The organism is Campylobacter parajejuni (genome assembly GCF_046764905.1).
Classification (GTDB): Bacteria; Campylobacterota; Campylobacteria; order Campylobacterales; family Campylobacteraceae; genus Campylobacter_D.
The window spans coordinates 88963-106063 of sequence record NZ_JBKORB010000006.1; the positions used below are offsets into that span (position 1 = coordinate 88963).

Annotated in this window: 16 protein-coding genes; 10 read left to right on the forward strand and 6 right to left on the reverse strand. The window is 32.5% G+C overall.

Annotated elements, in window-relative coordinates; translation table 11 throughout:
* Positions 1-6: 6 nt before the first annotated feature.
* Together ACLL8X_RS07000 and prfB are read right to left on the reverse strand one after the other, a co-directional pair.
* Positions 7-1038, reverse strand: coding sequence for an isoaspartyl peptidase/L-asparaginase family protein (locus tag ACLL8X_RS07000; protein WP_411990209.1), 1032 nt, complete (start codon positions 1036-1038; stop codon positions 7-9).
* A gap of 189 nt (positions 1039-1227) precedes the next feature.
* Positions 1228-2325 (reverse strand): peptide chain release factor 2, encoded by a 1098-nt coding sequence (gene prfB / locus ACLL8X_RS07005; protein ID WP_411990210.1) that lies wholly within the window; start codon positions 2323-2325, stop codon positions 1228-1230.
* A gap of 72 nt (positions 2326-2397) precedes the next feature.
* Here prfB and rimO point away from each other — a divergent pair, with 72 nt between their 5' ends.
* Positions 2398-3717: a 30S ribosomal protein S12 methylthiotransferase RimO gene (gene rimO / locus ACLL8X_RS07010; RefSeq protein ID WP_411990211.1), complete on the forward strand. Its 1320-nt coding sequence runs from the start codon at positions 2398-2400 to the stop codon at positions 3715-3717.
* Positions 3707-4672: a tRNA lysidine(34) synthetase TilS gene (gene tilS, locus ACLL8X_RS07015; protein ID WP_411990212.1), complete on the forward strand. Its 966-nt coding sequence runs from the start codon at positions 3707-3709 to the stop codon at positions 4670-4672. Before rimO ends, tilS begins: the two co-directional genes overlap by 11 nt.
* Here the strand turns inward: tilS and ACLL8X_RS07020 are convergent.
* Genes ACLL8X_RS07020 through ciaI form a run of 3 tightly spaced genes read right to left on the reverse strand, consistent with a single transcriptional unit; the run spans position 4655 to position 6647 of the window.
* Positions 4655-5377: an EI24 domain-containing protein gene (locus ACLL8X_RS07020; protein WP_411990213.1), complete on the reverse strand. Its 723-nt coding sequence runs from the start codon at positions 5375-5377 to the stop codon at positions 4655-4657. The genes tilS and ACLL8X_RS07020 overlap by 18 nt on opposite strands.
* Positions 5370-6053: a dUTPase gene (gene dut / locus ACLL8X_RS07025; RefSeq protein ID WP_411990214.1), complete on the reverse strand. Its 684-nt coding sequence runs from the start codon at positions 6051-6053 to the stop codon at positions 5370-5372. Before dut ends, ACLL8X_RS07020 begins: the two co-directional genes overlap by 8 nt.
* Positions 6054-6083: 30 nt before the next feature.
* Positions 6084-6647, reverse strand: a complete 564-nt coding sequence (ciaI, locus tag ACLL8X_RS07030) for an intracellular survival protein CiaI (RefSeq protein WP_411990215.1) — start codon at positions 6645-6647, stop codon at positions 6084-6086.
* Positions 6648-6720: 73 nt separating this feature from the next.
* On the opposite strand from ciaI, the gene ACLL8X_RS07035 reads away from it, so the two are divergent.
* The 8 genes from ACLL8X_RS07035 (at position 6721) to ACLL8X_RS07070 (ending at position 15865) form a co-directional block, all read left to right on the forward strand.
* Positions 6721-7128 carry a hypothetical protein gene (locus ACLL8X_RS07035; RefSeq protein ID WP_411990216.1) on the forward strand — a complete coding sequence of 136 codons (408 nt, stop codon included), beginning with the start codon at positions 6721-6723 and terminating at the stop codon, positions 7126-7128.
* A gap of 69 nt (positions 7129-7197) precedes the next feature.
* Entirely contained in the window at positions 7198-7980 is a 783-nt protein-coding gene (gene kpsM, locus ACLL8X_RS07040; protein WP_411990217.1) for a capsule polysaccharide transporter KpsM, read from the forward strand.
* The gene (locus tag ACLL8X_RS07045; RefSeq protein WP_411990218.1) at positions 7977-8639 is read left to right on the forward strand and encodes an ABC transporter ATP-binding protein; all 663 of its coding nucleotides are present in this window, start codon (positions 7977-7979) and stop codon (positions 8637-8639) included. Before kpsM ends, ACLL8X_RS07045 begins: the two co-directional genes overlap by 4 nt.
* Positions 8639-9757: a KpsE/RkpR family capsule polysaccharide export protein gene (locus ACLL8X_RS07050; RefSeq protein ID WP_411990219.1), complete on the forward strand. Its 1119-nt coding sequence runs from the start codon at positions 8639-8641 to the stop codon at positions 9755-9757. The genes ACLL8X_RS07045 and ACLL8X_RS07050 overlap by 1 nt, the downstream gene beginning before the upstream one ends.
* A 1-nt stretch (position 9758) precedes the next feature.
* On the forward strand, positions 9759-11417 hold the full coding sequence (locus ACLL8X_RS07055; protein ID WP_411990220.1) for a polysaccharide biosynthesis/export family protein: 1659 nt from the start codon (positions 9759-9761) through the stop codon (positions 11415-11417).
* 9 nt (positions 11418-11426) lie between these two features.
* On the forward strand, positions 11427-12374 hold the full coding sequence (locus tag ACLL8X_RS07060; protein WP_411990221.1) for a KpsF/GutQ family sugar-phosphate isomerase: 948 nt from the start codon (positions 11427-11429) through the stop codon (positions 12372-12374).
* Positions 12375-13349 (forward strand): galactosyltransferase-related protein, encoded by a 975-nt coding sequence (locus ACLL8X_RS07065; protein ID WP_411990222.1) that lies wholly within the window; start codon positions 12375-12377, stop codon positions 13347-13349.
* Positions 13349-15865 carry a CDP-glycerol glycerophosphotransferase family protein gene (locus ACLL8X_RS07070; protein WP_411990223.1) on the forward strand — a complete coding sequence of 839 codons (2517 nt, stop codon included), beginning with the start codon at positions 13349-13351 and terminating at the stop codon, positions 15863-15865. Before ACLL8X_RS07065 ends, ACLL8X_RS07070 begins: the two co-directional genes overlap by 1 nt.
* 33 nt (positions 15866-15898) lie before the next feature.
* On the opposite strand, the gene ACLL8X_RS07075 is transcribed toward ACLL8X_RS07070, so the two are convergent.
* A partial coding sequence (locus tag ACLL8X_RS07075) for a DUF2972 domain-containing protein (protein WP_411990224.1) occupies positions 15899-17101 on the reverse strand: 1203 nt, incomplete at its 5' end.

Below are 17101 nucleotides of genomic sequence, written 5' to 3' on the forward strand. Positions count from 1 at the left end.
TTGCATTTACTTAGCAACAGGAAAAAAGACCTTAGGCTCTTGACCCACTCTGGCTTCGCCGTGATACATTCCTAGTTTATCCTTAGTCCAAGCATAGCCTACATTGCCGTTTTTATCGATGGAGATAATGCCACCCGTTCCGCCTAATTTCGCCACTTCATCTATACTCTGCTGGGCTGCTTTTTGCACGGATAATTTTTTATATTTATAAAGAGCGGACACTTCATAAGCTGCAATAGCCCTTATGAAAATATCGCCCGTGCCTGTGCAAGAAATAGCCACAGAATCATTATCTGCGTAATTACCCGCCCCGATAATAGGCGAATCGCCTATGCGTCCTGTCATTTTATTGGTCGTGCCACCCGTGCTTGTCCCAGCGGCTAAATTCCCTTCCTTGTCTAAGGCTATGGCACCCACAGTGCCCAAATAAGGCTCGGTATAATTACCCAAATGTGCCTTTGCCTTATCGCTATCGAGCAGAATTTCTTTGCTCTTTTTGGCATCTTCAAGTTGTTTGTAGCGGTGCGGGGTGTAAAAGTATTTTTGCGACACAATTTCAAGTCCATTTTCTTTAGCTAGCTTGTCTGCTCCCTCTCCTGCTATGAGTGTGTGAGGCGTTTTTTCCATCACTACTCTAGCTGCTTCGATAGGATTTTTAATCGTTCTTGCCATAGCTATGGCTCCTGCTTTTTTGCTCTTACCTTCCATCAAGGAAGCATCAAGCTCATTAAAGCCATCTGCTGTAAATACCGCTCCTTTTCCTGCATTAAATTCTTCGCTATCTTCCATAACCTTAATCGCTGCAATCACTGCATCAGTAGCACTTCCACCCTGTTCTAAAATTTTCTGCCCTGCCTTTAAACTTTGCTTCATCACAACTTCGCGTTTGGCAAATTCTTCCTTGCTTAAACCTAGACCACTTGTGCCTCCGTGTATGACGATGATGGGTTTGATGTCCTTAGCGACTAGGGCGGTATTTAAACAGCCTAAACTTGCCATTAAAAAAAGGGCTTTTGCACCTATGTTTAGAATTTTCATTTTTACTCCTAGCTTATAAAATATTAATATTTTATTTTATTATTCATAATAAATTATTTAAAATTTAATATTTCTTAAATTTTAATTGAAAGAATGTTACAAAAATATACAAGTAAAATTGAAATTTCTAATAAAGAATAAGAATCATCAGCCTATAATTTTTTTAAATCATTTTAAATTTTGTAGCCTTTACTCTGCTTTCAAAGCTATCAAAACACCTTCTATCATTTTTTTAATATCCCCATCTAAGATATTATCCACTGCAGAAAAGGCTTCATTGCTACGATTATCCTTTACTTGTTGATAGGGAAAAAGCACATAAGAGCGGATTTGATGCCCCCAGCCTATCTCGCTTTTTTCGCTTGAATTTGCACTATCTTGCTGCTTCATAAGCTCAAGCTCATAAAGGCGGGATTTTAGCATTTTAAAGGCAGTGGCTTTGTTTTTGTGCTGACTTCTGTCATTTTGACATTGCACGACTATGCCCGTTGGAAAATGCGTGATTCTCACGGCTGATTCGGTTTTATTGACATGCTGCCCACCTGCACCGCTTGCCCTATAATAGTCTATTCTTATATCTTTTTCTTCAATTTCAATTTCTATATCATCATCAAGCTCAGGGCTTACCATAACACTACAAAAGCTTGTATGACGGCGTCCTGCACTATCAAAAGGAGAAGTTCTTACCAAACGATGAATACCATTTTCAGCCTTTAAATAGCCATAAGCATTTTCGCCTTTAACCAAAAAGCTCACATCCTTAAGTCCCGCTTCTTCGCCTTCTTGAAAATCCAAAGTCTCGACCTTAAAACCCTCTCTTTCACAAAAACGCAAATACATTCTATAAAGCATACTCGCCCAGTCATTGCTCTCTGTGCCACCGGCTCCGGGATGTATGGAAACAATGGCGTTTTTATTGTCATGCTCACCACTTAAAAGCATGGAAATTTCAAGACTTGTGATGGTATTTTCGAGTTTTGGTGCGTCATTAAATAAAGCTTCAAGCGTTTGTGTGTCGTTTTCGCTATTGGCTAAATCGAAAAGCTCACTAGCGTCATTTAAGGCGTTAAAGGCATTTTCGTAGTTTTTTAGCAAATGGCTGAGTTTAGTTTTTTCTTTGCCTATGAAGCCTGCTTGTCTGACATCGCTCCAAAAAGAAGGGGAATTTTCAAGTTCTTCTATTTCTTTAAGTCTTATTTGGATATTTTCAGGCTTGATGATAGAAGCTATATTGCCGACTTTGTTTTTTAGATTTTTTAAAAGTTCGCTAAATTCGTAATTATCCATAAAAGTTCTTTGCTATAATTATATTTTTAAACCGAAAATTATATCAAATAAAACTTTAATATTAGGAAAAAAATGTCAAAACTTTATCTTAGGTCTTTGGGTTGTAATAAAAATTTAGTCGATAGTGAGATTATGCTAGGACGCCTTAGTGCTTATGAGCTTTGTGATGAGCCAAGCAAGGCTGATGTTTTAATCGTAAATACCTGTGGTTTTATTGAGAGTGCGAAAAAAGAGAGTATCAATGCGATTTTAGCTTTGCACGAGCAAAGAAAAGCCAATTCGCTTCTAGTCGTAACGGGTTGTTTGATGCAGCGTTACCGCGATGAGCTTATGAAAGAGCTTCCAGAAGTTGATCTTTTCACAGGGGTTGGCGATTATGAGAGAATTGATGAAATGATACTCAAAAAGACGAATTTATTTTCAAATTCGACCTATTTGCAGGGTGAAAATTCCAAACGCATTATTACAGGCTCCAATTCACACGCTTTTATTAAAATCTCTGAAGGCTGTAATCAAAAATGCTCCTTTTGTGCCATTCCTAGCTTTAAAGGCAGGTTAAAATCGCGTGAAATCACTAGCATTATAACCGAGCTTAAAGAGCTAGTGGCAAGGGGTTTTAAGGATTTTTCTTTCATAGCACAAGATAGTTCTTCTTATTTGTTTGATAGGGGCGAAAAAGATGGGCTTATACGCTTAATAGCTGAGGTGGAAAAAATCAAAGGCATAAGAGCGGCTAGAATTTTATATCTTTATCCTACAAGCGTAAGTGAGACTTTAATCAAACGCATTATAGCTTCTAAAATCTTTGTAAATTATTTTGATATGCCTTTGCAGCACATTAGCGATAAAATGCTTAAAATGATGAAAAGAGGTGCCAATAAGGCTCAAATTTTAAAGCTTTTAGAGCTTATGAAAGCAGCACCTAATAGCTTTTTACGCACAGGTTTTATTGTAGGACATCCGGGCGAAAATGAGCAAGATTTTGAAGAGCTTTGTGAATTTATAAAAGATTTTGGCTTTGATAGGGTAAGTGTTTTTGCGTATTCTAAAGAAGAAGACACTGCGGCTTTTAATATGGAACAAGTGCCTTTTAAAGTGATGAATAAAAGGCTTAAAATCATAGAAAAAATTGTTGATGAGGTCATAGAAAAAAGTTTTGAAAAAGAAGTAGGACAAAGGCGTTTGGTGGTTTGCACTGGAGAGAGTAGTGAGGGGGAATTTTTTATTGGGGGAAAGGATTTGCGTTGGGATAGGGAGATTGATGGGGAAATTCTTATCAATGAAAGTGAATGTGGAAATTTGGAAATGGGACAAATTTACGAATGTGAAATTTTGCAGCACTTAGATAAAAAACTCCTTGCTAAGGCTTTAAGAAAAATAGATGAAAATTAAAGATGAAATTTTAGCTCTTTTAAAAAGGGGCAAAAATTTGCTTGCTTTTTCTTATGGAAGTGATTCTACTGCACTTTTTTATCTTTTGGTGCGAGAAGGCATTTTATTTGATTTGATTATGGTAAATTATAAAACTAGAAAAAATAGCGATTTAGAAGAGTTAAAAGCCAAAGAACTTGCCTTAAAATTTCATAAAAAAATTTTCATAGAACACGCTTTTAAATTTCAGAGTAATTTTGAAAAAAACGCAAGGGACTTTCGCTATGAATTTTTTGAAAAAATTTGCCTTGAACAAGGCTATGATAAGCTCATTTTAGCCCATCATTTAAATGACCAGTTTGAATGGTTTTTGATGCAACTTTCTCGTGGGGCGGGTCTGGCTGAAATTTTAGGAATGAGCGAGTGTGAAAAACGCCAAAACTATACACTTTTACGCCCCTTACTTTTTGTAAGCAAGAATGAAATTTTAACTTTTTTAAGCAAGAATGAAATTTTTTATTTTGAGGATGAGAGCAATGAAAATGAAAAATATTTTAGAAATTATATGAGAAAAAATTTCTCAAATGCCTTTGTGAATGAGTTTGATAAAGGTTTAAAAAGAAGTTTTTCTTATCTTAGCGAAGAGAGAAAAAAACTTTATGATTTTGAAAATATTAAAGAAAGTCAGGGACTTCTTATTTGTCCTAAAAATGCAAGTTTAATCGCTAGAGCGGTAAAAATGAAGGGTTTGCTTTTGAGCGCGGCTCAAAGAAAAGAGCTTTTAAAGGGTGATTGTGTTTTAGGTGGCAAAATAGCACTTGTGTATAAAAACGAAAAGGCTGTTGTTTTTAAATACGAAACTTGTGAAAAATTGCCTAAAAATTTCAAAGAAGAGTGCAGAATAGCTAAAATTCCAAGACTTTTAAGGGCTTATTTGTATAATCATAAAATCGATATTTCAAGCCTTAATTTCTAATTTTAAAATTCTTTGATAACCCAAATGCGTGAGAAAAATCACAAAAAACACCTGTAAAAAAAGTCCCAAAAGTGGCACTGATGAGAGCAGATAAAAACAAAGAGTGCTAAATTTAAACTCTAAAGGCGAAAAATTAGAATGAAAATTTTTAAAACTTTCCTTGTCTAAAACCGTGCTTGTAATATCAATCATTAAAAGCTTATGAAAGAGATAATAAAGAGCCAGATAATACACAAAAAGATTGATAAAAGGCAAAAACAAAGCCAAAGTGCAAAGCAAAAAAATGCCTAAGAATTTCGCAAATATTTTAAAAATTTCAAATAAAAGCTTCAGGGTTGAAATTTCGTTAGTATTTTCGTGGTGGTAGTATTTTTGATTGATTTCTTTGACGATGAAGGGGGTAAGAAAAGAAGTGATAAAAAGAGCCAAAAAAACCGAAGCAAAAATGACAATAAAGCCTGAAAATAAAAAGCTTATAAGAGTGATAAGAACTTGGACAAAATGAAGGGCATAAAACCACGCCCAAAAAGAGGTTTCGCTTACGCTAAATAGGGAAGCAAAATAATCTTGCAATTTTATAAAACCCCAAATTCCAAAAACTAGCAAGAATAAAAAGCTGAAAATTAGGGGGAGTAAGGAGAATTTTAAAAATTTTGGAGTGAAAAAATCCTTGATAGCAAATCTTAAAATATTTAAATTACGCATTTTTATAACATTCTTCTAATCTTTTATAAATCGCATCAAAATCAAGCTCTTGTTCTAAAATCCCTGCTAAAACTTCATTATCTTCTTTGCCATTCCAAATTTTTTTATAGCTGCCGTCTTTATAACCTTTATTTTGTCTAAAGATATTTAAAACATTTTTGCCTATATAGGTTTTATAAAGAATTTCAAGATTAAGTCCGCATTTCATCGCCAAAGTAAAATAAGTCGAAAGTAATTCTTCAAGCTTGAAGCCAAAGCCACTGCATTTATGAATGATAAGCTCTATATCGTTTAAAATACCATAAATATCACTTTCACTAGGGCATTCTTCTTCTTTGCAAAAATCTTTAAAAACGCTTAGAGAGACCACTTCATTGGCTATTGTGTTAAAATTATTGTCCTTGCGATATTCTTCAAGCAAAAGGCTGAGAATAAAATGCCAAATATCGACAATTTCTATGCGAACATTTTCCCAATTTGTAGGGGCTGAGATGTTTTTCCAATGCTTCCAAGCAAAAGAGTCTATAAGCTCAGCACACTCCATATAAATACAACGCCTCCAGCTTATGAGCTTTCCTTCTTGGGTGTAGCCATTTTCCCAGTTTAAGCCATTTGTTTCATCGTTGAGTTTTTGTTGGAGTTTGAGCATATTTTCTAAAATTTCAATCTTTGTCATTTAAAAGCTCCTTTTTTAATATTATAGGATTTAAGCGTAAAGATTTAGCCCCTCTTTTGTGTTAGTTTGATTTTCTTTAGCCTTTTCTTGCTGTTTTTCAAGCTGTTTTTTCATTTGTTCTAAAACTTCATCGAGTAATTTTTTGCTATCTTCGAGCATAGAAGAGTTGATATTCTTATCATTTGTTTGATTTTGTTTGAGCAAATCGTCTAGTTTATTGGCAAAATTATTCATAAGGGCATTTTGATGATTTTCATCGCTTGGTGTAGGCAGTATATTTGCCATTTGCATAGCCGATTCTATGATTTCTTTAGGTTTGAGTTTGCCAACCTTAGAATTAGCCAAAAAGTCATTTATCATAGGTTCGACTTCTTTCATAGCACTTTTAATCTCATTTAAGTCATCTTGAGTGAGTTTAGAACCTTCAAAAGTAAAGCTAAATCCATATTGTCTTCTTAAGCTTAGGCTATTTCCTTCTTCATTGCTAGCATAATTTACACTTTGCTTATCAAACATAGACAAGGACAAATGCTTACCACTTTTTGTTGTGTAGTCCATAGAAAAATTTTGATTTTTACTTGCATCAATTTGCATTTTTACTCCTTTGATTTATACCTTGAAATTCAAATCGGCTATTTTTAAAAATACTTGAGTATAATTTTATCAAATGGATGAAAGAATTTTAGAATTTATAAAAAACGAGCAGCTTTTATCTTGGGCTATGAGAGATGAAAAGGGCGTTTATACGGCTAGTGCTTTTTATGCTTTTGATGAGAAAAACCTAGCTTTTATCATCGCTTCTCACAAAGAGACTAAGCATATAAGATTAGCCAGTAAAAATTCAAGCATAGCTATTAATATAGCCAAAGAAAATAAAATAGCCTTTTTAAAAGGTATTCAAGCTAAGGCTGAATTTAAAATAGCCACTAAAGAGCAAGAGCAAATTTATTTTTCTAAGTTTGCTTTTGCGAGCTTAGATAGGAGTGCTAAAATTTATGCTTTAGAGCTTTTTTGGCTTAAATTTACTAACAATGCTTTAGCTCTTAGTAAAAAGCTTGAGTTTCATAAAAAATAAAATTTTTATCGTTTTGTTTAAAAAAATGCGTTATGATTAGAGCTTTAAATTTAGGATAAATAACAAGCAATGTTTAATGTAATTCACGCTTTATTTTTTAGGGAATTAAAGACGAGATTTGGTAAAAATAGATATTTGGGTTATTTTTGGGTCGTGGGTGAGCCTATGGCTATTGTTTTAGTGATTACGACCATAGTAACTATCATTAGAGAGTATCATCATCAGGTAATGCCTGAAGGGATTTCTATTTTTATGTTTTTAATCTCAGGCATAGTGCCTTTTTTTATGTTTAGAAGCATAGTCAATCAGCTAATGAATGGCACTCAGGCGAATTTATCCCTTTTTGCTTACAAGCCCGTAAAACCCATTCATGTATTTATTGCTAGGACCTTGTTGGAGTTTTGTATTTATTTTGTGATTTTGATTACCGTGCTTTTTTTTGCGGGATGGTTTTTTGGCTTTGATGTGCTTCCTAATTATTTGCTTGAAGTGTTATTTTGCATTTTTTTATTGATTTGCTCAGGCTTTGCTTTGGGAATTTGCTTTGCTATTATTTGGCATTTTGTCGAGCCTTTAAGGACCTTGCTTGCTTATTTTAGCATAGTGTTTTACTGGACTTCAGGGGTGATTTTTCCTACTTGGCTTATGCCAAGACCCTTACTTGATTTATTTTATTATAATCCTTTGCTTCATATTTTTGAGCTTTTGAGATTTAATTTTTTTGAGCATTATCCCTTGCAAGATGAGTATAGCTATTTTTACCCTATATTTTGGATTTTGCTTGTTTTATTCATAGGACTTTTTGTGTATTATTATAATAGACAGGCTCTAACAGCGGCGAAAAAAGAATGATAAAGCTTGTTAATCTTACTAAATCTTATCCTTTATTTAGCGGTGGAAGGCATTATGTTTTTAAAAATTTTAGCTTTGAATTTCCTGAAAATTGCAGTATAGGTTTGATGGGGAGTAACGGAGCTGGAAAATCTACTCTAATGCGACTTTTAAGCGGTGCAGAGCTTGCTGATAGTGGTAAGATAATCACCAATAAAAAACTCTCTTGGCCTTTGGGGTTAAATGGGGCTTTTCAAGGTTCTTTGACGGCTAGGGATAATGCTAAATTTGTAGCTAGAGTGTATGGTTACAAGGGAAAAGAGCTTCAAGAAAAAGTAAAATTTGTAGAAGACTTTGCGGAGCTGGGAAAATTTTTTGATGAGCCTATGAAGACTTATTCTTCAGGAATGAGTGCGAGAATTGCCTTTGGGCTGAGTATGGCTTTTGAGTTTGATTATTATCTCATTGACGAGGCAGGGGCTGTTGGAGACCCTGCTTTTAGGGAAAAAAGCGTGAAAATTTACAAAGAAAGATTAAGTAAATCAAAAGTGATTATGGTTTCTCACAGCGTAGCTGAAATTAAAGAATGGTGTGATAAAATAATCTATATGAAAAACGGACAAATCACGGTTTATGATGATGTGGATGAAGGAATAGCTGTGTATCAAGGAAAGGCTTAATGGAAGAAAATAAAACTTTATTGGAAAAAATCAAAGATTTAAGTATATTTGATTCTTTTAAAATTGTTTGGTTTTTAATGATTTTTGTTGTGATTTATTATGTGTTAATTGCAGCACCAAGGTATGTTAGCACTATGATTTTAGATGTTAGAGCCACAAGCGGAGAAAGCACACAAACGAGTGGAATTTTATCTTTACTCAGCAGTACCTCCACAGCTAGCGAGGATATGAAATATCTAAAGGGCTATATCTTATCCAGTGATATGCTAAAAACCTTAGATGAAAAAATTAAACTCAAGGAGCTTTATCAAGAACAACACATCGATTTGCCTTTTAGAATTTGGGACTCAAGCTCTATGGAAAGCTATCTTAAATATTACCAAGCAAGGGTTAAGCTCCATTCTGATGAAAATAGCGGACTTTTAAAGGTAGAAGTAGAAGGCTTCACGCCTGAATCAGCCCATTTAATAGCTCAAAGTATTATGCAAGAAAGTGAAAAATTTATCAATGAAATTTCACATAAGTCAGCTAGAGAACAAATGGCTTTTGCTGAAAACGAAGTGCAAAAATATAAAGAACGCTATCAAAAGGCACAAAATGATTTGATTGCTTTTCAGAATAAGTATGGAGTTTTTGACCCTTTAAAGCAAGCTGAAACTAAAGCAAGTTTGGTTGCACAGATTGAAGCCAATTTAGCCCAAAAAGAAGCCAAACTTTTAACCTTGCAAAGCTATATGAATGATGCAGCTCCTGAAGTAGTAGCCCTTAAGGCAGAAATTGAAGCGATTAAAAAGCAACTTCTTAGAGAAAAGGCTAAAATTTCAGCCAATACTCCTTCACAAAAACTTAACGACCTTGCGGCTAAATTTCAAGACCTAACCATAGAAGCTACTTTTGCGCAAAAAGCTTATGAAGCGGCTTTAAAAGCTTATGAGAGTGCCAGAATAGAAGCTTTAAGAAAGATAAAACAACTGGTTGTTATACAAAGCCCAGACACCCCCCAAAGTGCAAGGTATCCTCAAAGAATTTATAATATTTTAACCGCTTTTATTGTATTATCTTTGATTTTTGGCATTGTTAAATTTATTAAAATGATAGTAGAGGAGCATAAGTATTAAAATGAAAAAAATATGGCTTTTATTTTTTAGTTGTATTTTATGTTTTGCAGCAGTGGATATTTCGCAAATCATTGCCGCAGAGGAACAAACTTCATCCACAGCGACTATGGAGCAAAATTTAAGTTCAACTTATGGTTTAGCTGGTAAAGAAAATAATCTTACAAAGATTCATCCTGTTTCAGTATTTGGAGCCCATCTTTTCAATGGAAATTTTAAAAATTACAATCAAAGGGTTTATAATCCTGATTACAAAATCGCAGTGGGGGATCAAATTAGTCTGAAAATTTGGGGAGCTGTTGAATTTTCTCAAATTTTAGTTGTGGATTCTCAAGGGAATATTTTTATCCCTAAAGTAGGAGCTGTTAATTTATTGGGAGTGAAAAATAGCGCTCTTGTCAGTGTTATAAAAGCACGCGTGAATAAAATTTACAAAAATAATGTTTTTGTCTATGCGGATATGAATGCTTATCAAAATGTTAGCGTTTTTGTAACAGGAAGTGTCAATGCTCCGGGACTTTATCAAGGGCTTAGTTCTGATTCAGTGATACAATATCTTGATAAAGCAGGTGGGATAAACTTGGAATACGGAAGCTTTAGAGATATACAAATTTTGCGTAATAATAGCGTGATAAAAAATATTGATTTATATGATTTTTTGCTTAAGGGGCAGATGGATATTTTTCCTTTTAGAAGTGGGGATGTGATTTTAGTAGGAAATGTCCAAAATTACGCTTTTGTTAATGGGGATGTGCAAAGACCTTTTCGTTTTGAACTTTCAAATGATATTAAAACTTTAGCGGATTTAGCTAGGGTATCGGGGGCTAAACCTATCGTAACCAATGCTATTGTAAAAAGCTATGGAGATGACCATAAGCTTGATGTCAGTGCTTATAATAAAATGCAATTTTCAAAGGTTTTACTCAAAACCGCAGATGAAGTGGAGTTCCACCCTGAATATATTTCTGAAAATATAACCCTAAGCATCAATGGCGAGCATAATGGTTTAAAAACTTTAGTTGTTAGGAAAGGAACGACTTTAGAAGATGTTTCCAAACTTATCAAAGCGAATTTGCAATCAGATATGCAAGCCTTACAGGTCTTTAGAAAGAGCGTGGCTAGAACCCAAAAAGAGCTTATCAATGCCCAGCTTAAAGAGCTTGAAACTTTAGCACTGACAAGCAGTTCTGTTACAGCCCAGGGTGCGGCTATAAGAGCCCAGCAGGCAAGAACAATTTTAGAATTCATTCAAAGAGCTAAGCAAGTGCAGCCTAAAGGACAAATCGTAATTGACAATCCAAAGTCTTATAATTCCGTTATTTTAGAAGATGGTGATACCATAAATGTGCCAAGTAAAAATAATCTCATCATAGTTCAAGGTGAGGTTTCTTTACCCGGAGCTTTTGTGTATGATAAGGGAAAAGATTTAAAATACTATATCAATCTTGCAGGGGGTTACGCAGAAAGAGCTGATACTTCAAAGGTTCTTGTGATAAGAAGCAATGGCAAGGCAGAAAAATATCGTGGAAGTATAGATATGAGAGCGGGGGATTCTGTGCTTGTATTGCCAAAAGTCGATAGCGAGAATTTGCAAATTTTTTCAATGCTAACTCAAATTCTTTATCAAATTGCTATCGCTACCAATGTTGTGCTTAATCTTTAAGGTTTGAATATGAATACTCTTGAAGTAGCAAAGGAAGTTTTTGAAAAAGAAGCTAGAGCTATTTTAGATTTGGCTAAAAATTTAGATGAAAATTTCAACCAAGCTGTGAATTTAATGCTAAATACCAAAGGGCGTTGCATAGTAAGCGGAATGGGTAAATCAGGTCATATAGGAGCTAAAATCGCTGCTACTTTAGCAAGCACAGGCACTCCTAGCTTTTTTATCCATCCGGGGGAAGCTTTGCACGGGGATTTGGGTATGCTGACTGCTGATGATGTTTTGATTGCTATTTCAAATTCAGGTGAAACAGAAGAAATTTTAAAGATTATCCCCGCGATTAAAAAGCGTAAAATCCCACTCATAGCGATGTGTGGAAGGTGCAATTCTACTCTTGTAAAGCAAGGCGATGTGTTTTTAAATATAGCCATCAAAGAAGAAGCTTGTCCTTTGCAGCTAGCTCCTATGTCTTCAACAACAGCGACTTTGGTTATGGGCGATGCTTTAGCGGCTGCTTTGATGAAAGCCAGAAATTTCAAGCCCGATGATTTTGCGCTTTTTCATCCGGGGGGAAGTTTGGGGCGTAAGCTTTTAACTAAGGTAAAAGATTTGATGGTTTCAAGCCATCTTCCTTTAGTTAGTCCTGATACGGAATTTAACGACCTTGTTGATGTAATGACAAGTGGAAAGCTAGGGCTTTGTGTGGTGCTTGAAAATGAAAAATTAGTAGGAATCATCACTGATGGGGATTTGCGTAGGGCTTTAAAGGCTAATGATAAGCCAAGATTTGATTTTACAGCTAAAGAAATTATGAGTACAAATCCTAAGGTCGTGGATGCGGATGCTATGGCAAGCGAGGCAGAGGAGATTATGCTAAGGCATAAGATTAAAGAAATTGTTGTTTCTAAAGAAAATAAAGTTGTAGGCATTATCCAGCTTTATGCGATAGGGAGTGTGTAGTTGAAATATAGCGTCATCATTCCAGTGGATTTGGATTTAAGACCTTTTGATATACTTAAAAAGATTAAAAATATTTTAAAAAGGTCTAGTGATGAGGTTGAGCTTGTTTTTGGGCATAATGACCGCGGAAGCATATTTGATAAATATCTTAAAAAAATAACTGCAAGAAAAAGTAATGTAAAATTAGTTTCAGGGAAATTTTATACCGAGTTAATCTGTCAAAGTTTGCTTAGAAATAGAGCAGTAGAGCAATGTTTGGGCGAATTTATCTATCTTATGGATGTAGATTGTTTGTTTGATGAGGAATTAAGTGATGAGTGCATTAATGATATTAAAAAGGGTAAAAATTCTTTTATAATGTTGCCTTGCTTGTATCTTACAAGAAAGGGTTTAAGGGAAGTTTTTAAATTTAGCAGAGAAGAAATGTTTGAAAAGTATATTTCTTTTAGGAAAGATTTGTTTTTACATCTTGCTCTTCCTAGTGCTAGTATTTTTATGAAAAAAGAAGATTATTTTGCTGTGGGTGGTTTTGATGAAGATTTTATGGGGCGTGGTGGAGAGGATTTTGAATTTATGATAAAACTTGCTCTTTATAAAAATGCAATTAAGCCAACTAAAGATTTAATGATTAATAAATTTTATAAAGCACCTCTTCTAAGTCAAGGTTTTAGAAAATACCTTGCTTTTAATGGTTTGCCTTATTTTTTTGAGAAGAAAGTGGCATTTCATCTTTATCATGGTAGAAATAGACTGCGTGGATACTTTAAGCAGTATGATAAAAATTCAAATATCTTGCAACAAAAAATTAAACTTGGTTCGAATTTGGAGAATAATGGGGTAAGTTTAATAGAATTTTATGAGCAACTTTGCAAAAAATACAATGTAAGCATAGATAAGTATGCCATTTTATTCGATAGTTGCAAAGCTAAAAAATTTAGTTTGGAGAGTTTTTTACTTTTTTTAAGAAGACTATAATGCTAAAACTTTCGAATGAAAATAAAAAATTTGTAAAAATCATCTTAGATAGTTTTTTTAGGATTTATTTTACTAAACTTTTTTCTAAATTTAAACCCAAAAAATATAGAGCTTATAGTAAATATGCCATAGTCTCTGCAGTTTATAATGTAGAAAAATATTTAGATGATTATTTTAAATCCATTATAAATCAAAGATTGGATTTTAAAAACAATATTTTTATAATTTGTGTTGATGATGGAAGCACTGATAAATCTGCTAGTGTTATTAAAAAATATCAAAAAAAATATCCCAAAAATATAATTTATTTACATAAAGAAAATGGTGGTCAAGCTAGTGCTAGAAATTTGGGTTTAAAATATTTAAAAGAAAACGATTTAGCTATCTCTTGGGTAAGCTTTACTGACCCTGATGATTTTTTAGATAGGGATTATTTTTGCGAGGTGGATAAAAATGTCAAAAAATACAAAGATGATGATATTTGTATGCTTTCTTGCAATGTGATATTTTATTTTGAAAAATTTAAGACTTATAGGGATAATCATCCTTTAAATTACAAATATAAAAATTATTGCACTATTTTAAACAATAAAGAGTTAAATCACTTTATCCAGCTTTCTGCTGCTAGTGTTATTTTAAAATTTGATTTACTGGGCGTTTTGTTTTTCAATGAAGATTTAAAACCTAATTTTGAAGATGCGAACTTTGTGAATGAATATTTATTGCAAAATTTAGATAAAAAATCTATATTTTTAAAAAATGCAAGGTATTTTTATAGAAAAAGAAAAGATGGAAATTCCACCCTTGATGGTAAAAATAAAATTAAAGATTATTATCTTGTAGTGCCTAAATTGGGTTATTTAAAACTTTTAAAGGATGCAAAAACACCTATTCCTAATTTTATACAAAATGTTGTTTTATATGATCTTTGCTGGTATATAAAAGAATTGCTTGATTCTAATGCAAAAATACAGATTCTAAGCCATATGGAAAAAAAGGAATTTAAAGCTATTTTATTTGAAATTTTTTCTTATATAGATGTTTTTACAATAAAAAATTTTAAAAATAATTCTTTTGATTATAGGATTACACGAGGTGTATTGAGTTATTTTAAAAATGAAGTTTGTGGTGAAAATGCGGCTTTCATCGAAAGTATTGATGATAAAAATGATGAAATTTTAGTGAAGTATTATTTTAATGATAAAGCCCATGTCAATGAGATTTTTTTAGATGATAAAAAAATTGATACACAATATTCCAAAATAAGGCAATATGATTTGCTAGATGAGATATTTTTATATGAAAGAAGAATGTGGATTAAGATTAAAAATGATTCTAAGATACTCAGTGTTTATGTAAATTCACAAAAATTAAAATTAATTTTTAACGATAGGTTTATTGTGAATTTAAGCAAGGTTTTGAAAACCTTAAAAAGGCAAAAAAAACAAAGAGCAAAAAATGCTAATTTGTGGTTATTTGCCGATATGAGCTGGAGAGCTGATGATAATGCCGAGCATTTATATAGGTATGTAATGCAAAATTATCCCGAACAAAAAATTGTTTTTGCTCTTCAAAAAAAATCTTGTGATTATGAAAGACTTAGACAAGAAGGTTTTAAGTTGGTGGAACCAAAAAGTTTGAAATTTAAATATTTGCTTCATAGAGCGGATAAGGTTGTCTCATCTCATATTGATAGATATATTTTTAATGCTTTTGGTGGAGATACTTTGAAAACTAAAGATTTTATATTTTTACAACACGGGGTAACAAAAGATGATGTTTCAAAATGGCTTAATCAAAGAAAAATAGATTTATTTATCACAGGATTTCAAGCTGAATATAATTCGATTGCAGGTGATTTTAATCACTATAAATTTACTTCTAAAGAAGTGAAATTAACAGGATTTCCTAGATGGGACACTTTGCGTAAAAACAATAAAACAAACACAAAACAGATTTTAATTATGCCCACTTGGAGAGAGTATTTGAGTGGGAAAATACAAAAATATGGAGTGAGAACTAAAAATCCTGATTTTATAAAATCTCTTTATTTTCAAAAATGGCAAGAATTTTTATGCAGCAAAGAATTAGAAAATTTAGCAAAGCAATACGGATATAGCGTTGTTTTTATGCCACATCCACAAGTAAGGATGTATTTAGATGATTTTAATCTACCAAGTTATATTATAAGTTCTTATAAAACAAGTATGCAAGAGTTGTTTTGTAAATCTTCTTTAATGATTACAGATTATTCAAGTGTGGCTTTTGAAATGGCTGTTTTAAAAAAGCCTGTGCTATATTACCAATTTGATAGAGATGAATTTTTTGCAAAGCATATTTATTCTCAAGGTTATTTTGATTATGAAAGAGATGGATTTGGAGAAGTTGTTTTAGATATGGATACTCTTTTAACTGAGTTAAGATTACGGCTAGATAGCTGTAAAGTTATAGATAACAACCCGATGCAATGTTTAAATTCTTGCGAAAAAGCAAGACAAGCGATTTTGTCTTTATGATTTTTGCCAATCATCACTATTTTCCAAAGTGCTTTACTCTGCTTTATTTGTTGTATCCAACTCTTCGCACATTTTTTCAAATTCCATATAATATTTCCAAGAAGCAATTATATCGGGGCGATGTTGTTTGATATGTTGTAATTCGTGATTTGTCATAGTATGTAGCAAATTCCTGCGAATTTTATCTGCTTTATATATGTTAATATAATCAGTTTCTTTGACTCTATTTTTCTTTTGTTCTTCCAATTTATATTTTAGTATATTAGTAAAATTTTTAAAATAGCTTTGTAGATTCTCTAAGATTAAATTATTTAAGAGAGACTTATTTCCTTTAAGAATTAATACTCTATACATATTTTCCGTGTTTAAAGTATCAGTTATATCATCATAAATCATACTATCAAATGTTTCATCACGTGAAATTATCGTGAGTTTTGCATTATCATTACAATGTTTTATCATTTTAGAAATATCAAGGATTAGCGGAAAAATGATTTTATCATCATTGCTAACAATTTTTTCTTGGTAATTTTTATTTTCTTGCATTTCTAAACCAAGAAAATTAAACACACTTTTTATTGTTTGATATGTTCTATTTCCAATAATGTCTTTCATATCAATATAAAACACATCCAAAACATTATCGAAAGATTTAAGCATAGAAAATTCCATAATACAGGTTCTAAACCCCATATCTTGATGTAATGGATTCCAAGAGCTAAAATTCTTCAAATTTAATTCGATTGGAAGATTTTCCCCACTAGACGAAAAATAGCAAAACCTATCGAAAACTCTATGTAAATCTGTATCAGTATCAAATTCCATAATAGCATTAGATTTTCTAGCTCTATGGTTGTGATAACATACAAATATTTCAATATAGTCTCTTATTTGAAACACGAACTTGCATTTTTTTTGAATTAATTTGCAAAATTTTTCATAGTCATTAAAATAATAATCTTTTAGGCGTATAGCTTTAATATGAGTGATATCATTTAATAAAATGTTTAAAGCAAATTTATATCGTTGCAGTCCTGTTTCGTAATTAAAATAATTATCCGGAATAATAATATTATTATATGAAAAAAATACTTTTAATGCTTCAGTTCCAACTCCATGCCCACCCAACCATATAAACTCATAATTCTCAGGTAAAGGTAAATTCATCTCCCATGCAAGCTCAGCAGGAATATTATGATAATTAATACTTTCATTTTTATCATTGAGTTTTTTAGG

Excerpts from the sequence above, each read along its gene's own strand:
- ACLL8X_RS07060 (WP_411990221.1), top strand. The coding sequence starts at position 11,427 with ATGAATACTCTTGAAGTAGCAAAGGAAGTTTTTGAAAAAGAAGCTAGA.
- ACLL8X_RS07020 (WP_411990213.1), bottom strand. The coding sequence starts at position 5,377 with ATGCGTAATTTAAATATTTTAAGATTTGCTATCAAGGATTTTTTCACT.
- ACLL8X_RS07035 (WP_411990216.1), top strand. The coding sequence starts at position 6,721 with ATGGATGAAAGAATTTTAGAATTTATAAAAAACGAGCAGCTTTTATCT.
- kpsM (WP_411990217.1), top strand. The coding sequence starts at position 7,198 with ATGTTTAATGTAATTCACGCTTTATTTTTTAGGGAATTAAAGACGAGA.
- tilS (WP_411990212.1), top strand. The coding sequence starts at position 3,707 with ATGAAAATTAAAGATGAAATTTTAGCTCTTTTAAAAAGGGGCAAAAAT.
- ciaI (WP_411990215.1), bottom strand. The coding sequence starts at position 6,647 with ATGCAAATTGATGCAAGTAAAAATCAAAATTTTTCTATGGACTACACA.
- ACLL8X_RS07070 (WP_411990223.1), top strand. The coding sequence starts at position 13,349 with ATGCTAAAACTTTCGAATGAAAATAAAAAATTTGTAAAAATCATCTTA.
- ACLL8X_RS07050 (WP_411990219.1), top strand. The coding sequence starts at position 8,639 with ATGGAAGAAAATAAAACTTTATTGGAAAAAATCAAAGATTTAAGTATA.
- prfB (WP_411990210.1), bottom strand. The coding sequence starts at position 2,325 with ATGGATAATTACGAATTTAGCGAACTTTTAAAAAATCTAAAAAACAAA.
- ACLL8X_RS07055 (WP_411990220.1), top strand. The coding sequence starts at position 9,759 with ATGAAAAAAATATGGCTTTTATTTTTTAGTTGTATTTTATGTTTTGCA.
- rimO (WP_411990211.1), top strand. The coding sequence starts at position 2,398 with ATGTCAAAACTTTATCTTAGGTCTTTGGGTTGTAATAAAAATTTAGTC.
- ACLL8X_RS07045 (WP_411990218.1), top strand. The coding sequence starts at position 7,977 with ATGATAAAGCTTGTTAATCTTACTAAATCTTATCCTTTATTTAGCGGT.
- ACLL8X_RS07000 (WP_411990209.1), bottom strand. The coding sequence starts at position 1,038 with ATGAAAATTCTAAACATAGGTGCAAAAGCCCTTTTTTTAATGGCAAGT.
- dut (WP_411990214.1), bottom strand. The coding sequence starts at position 6,053 with ATGACAAAGATTGAAATTTTAGAAAATATGCTCAAACTCCAACAAAAA.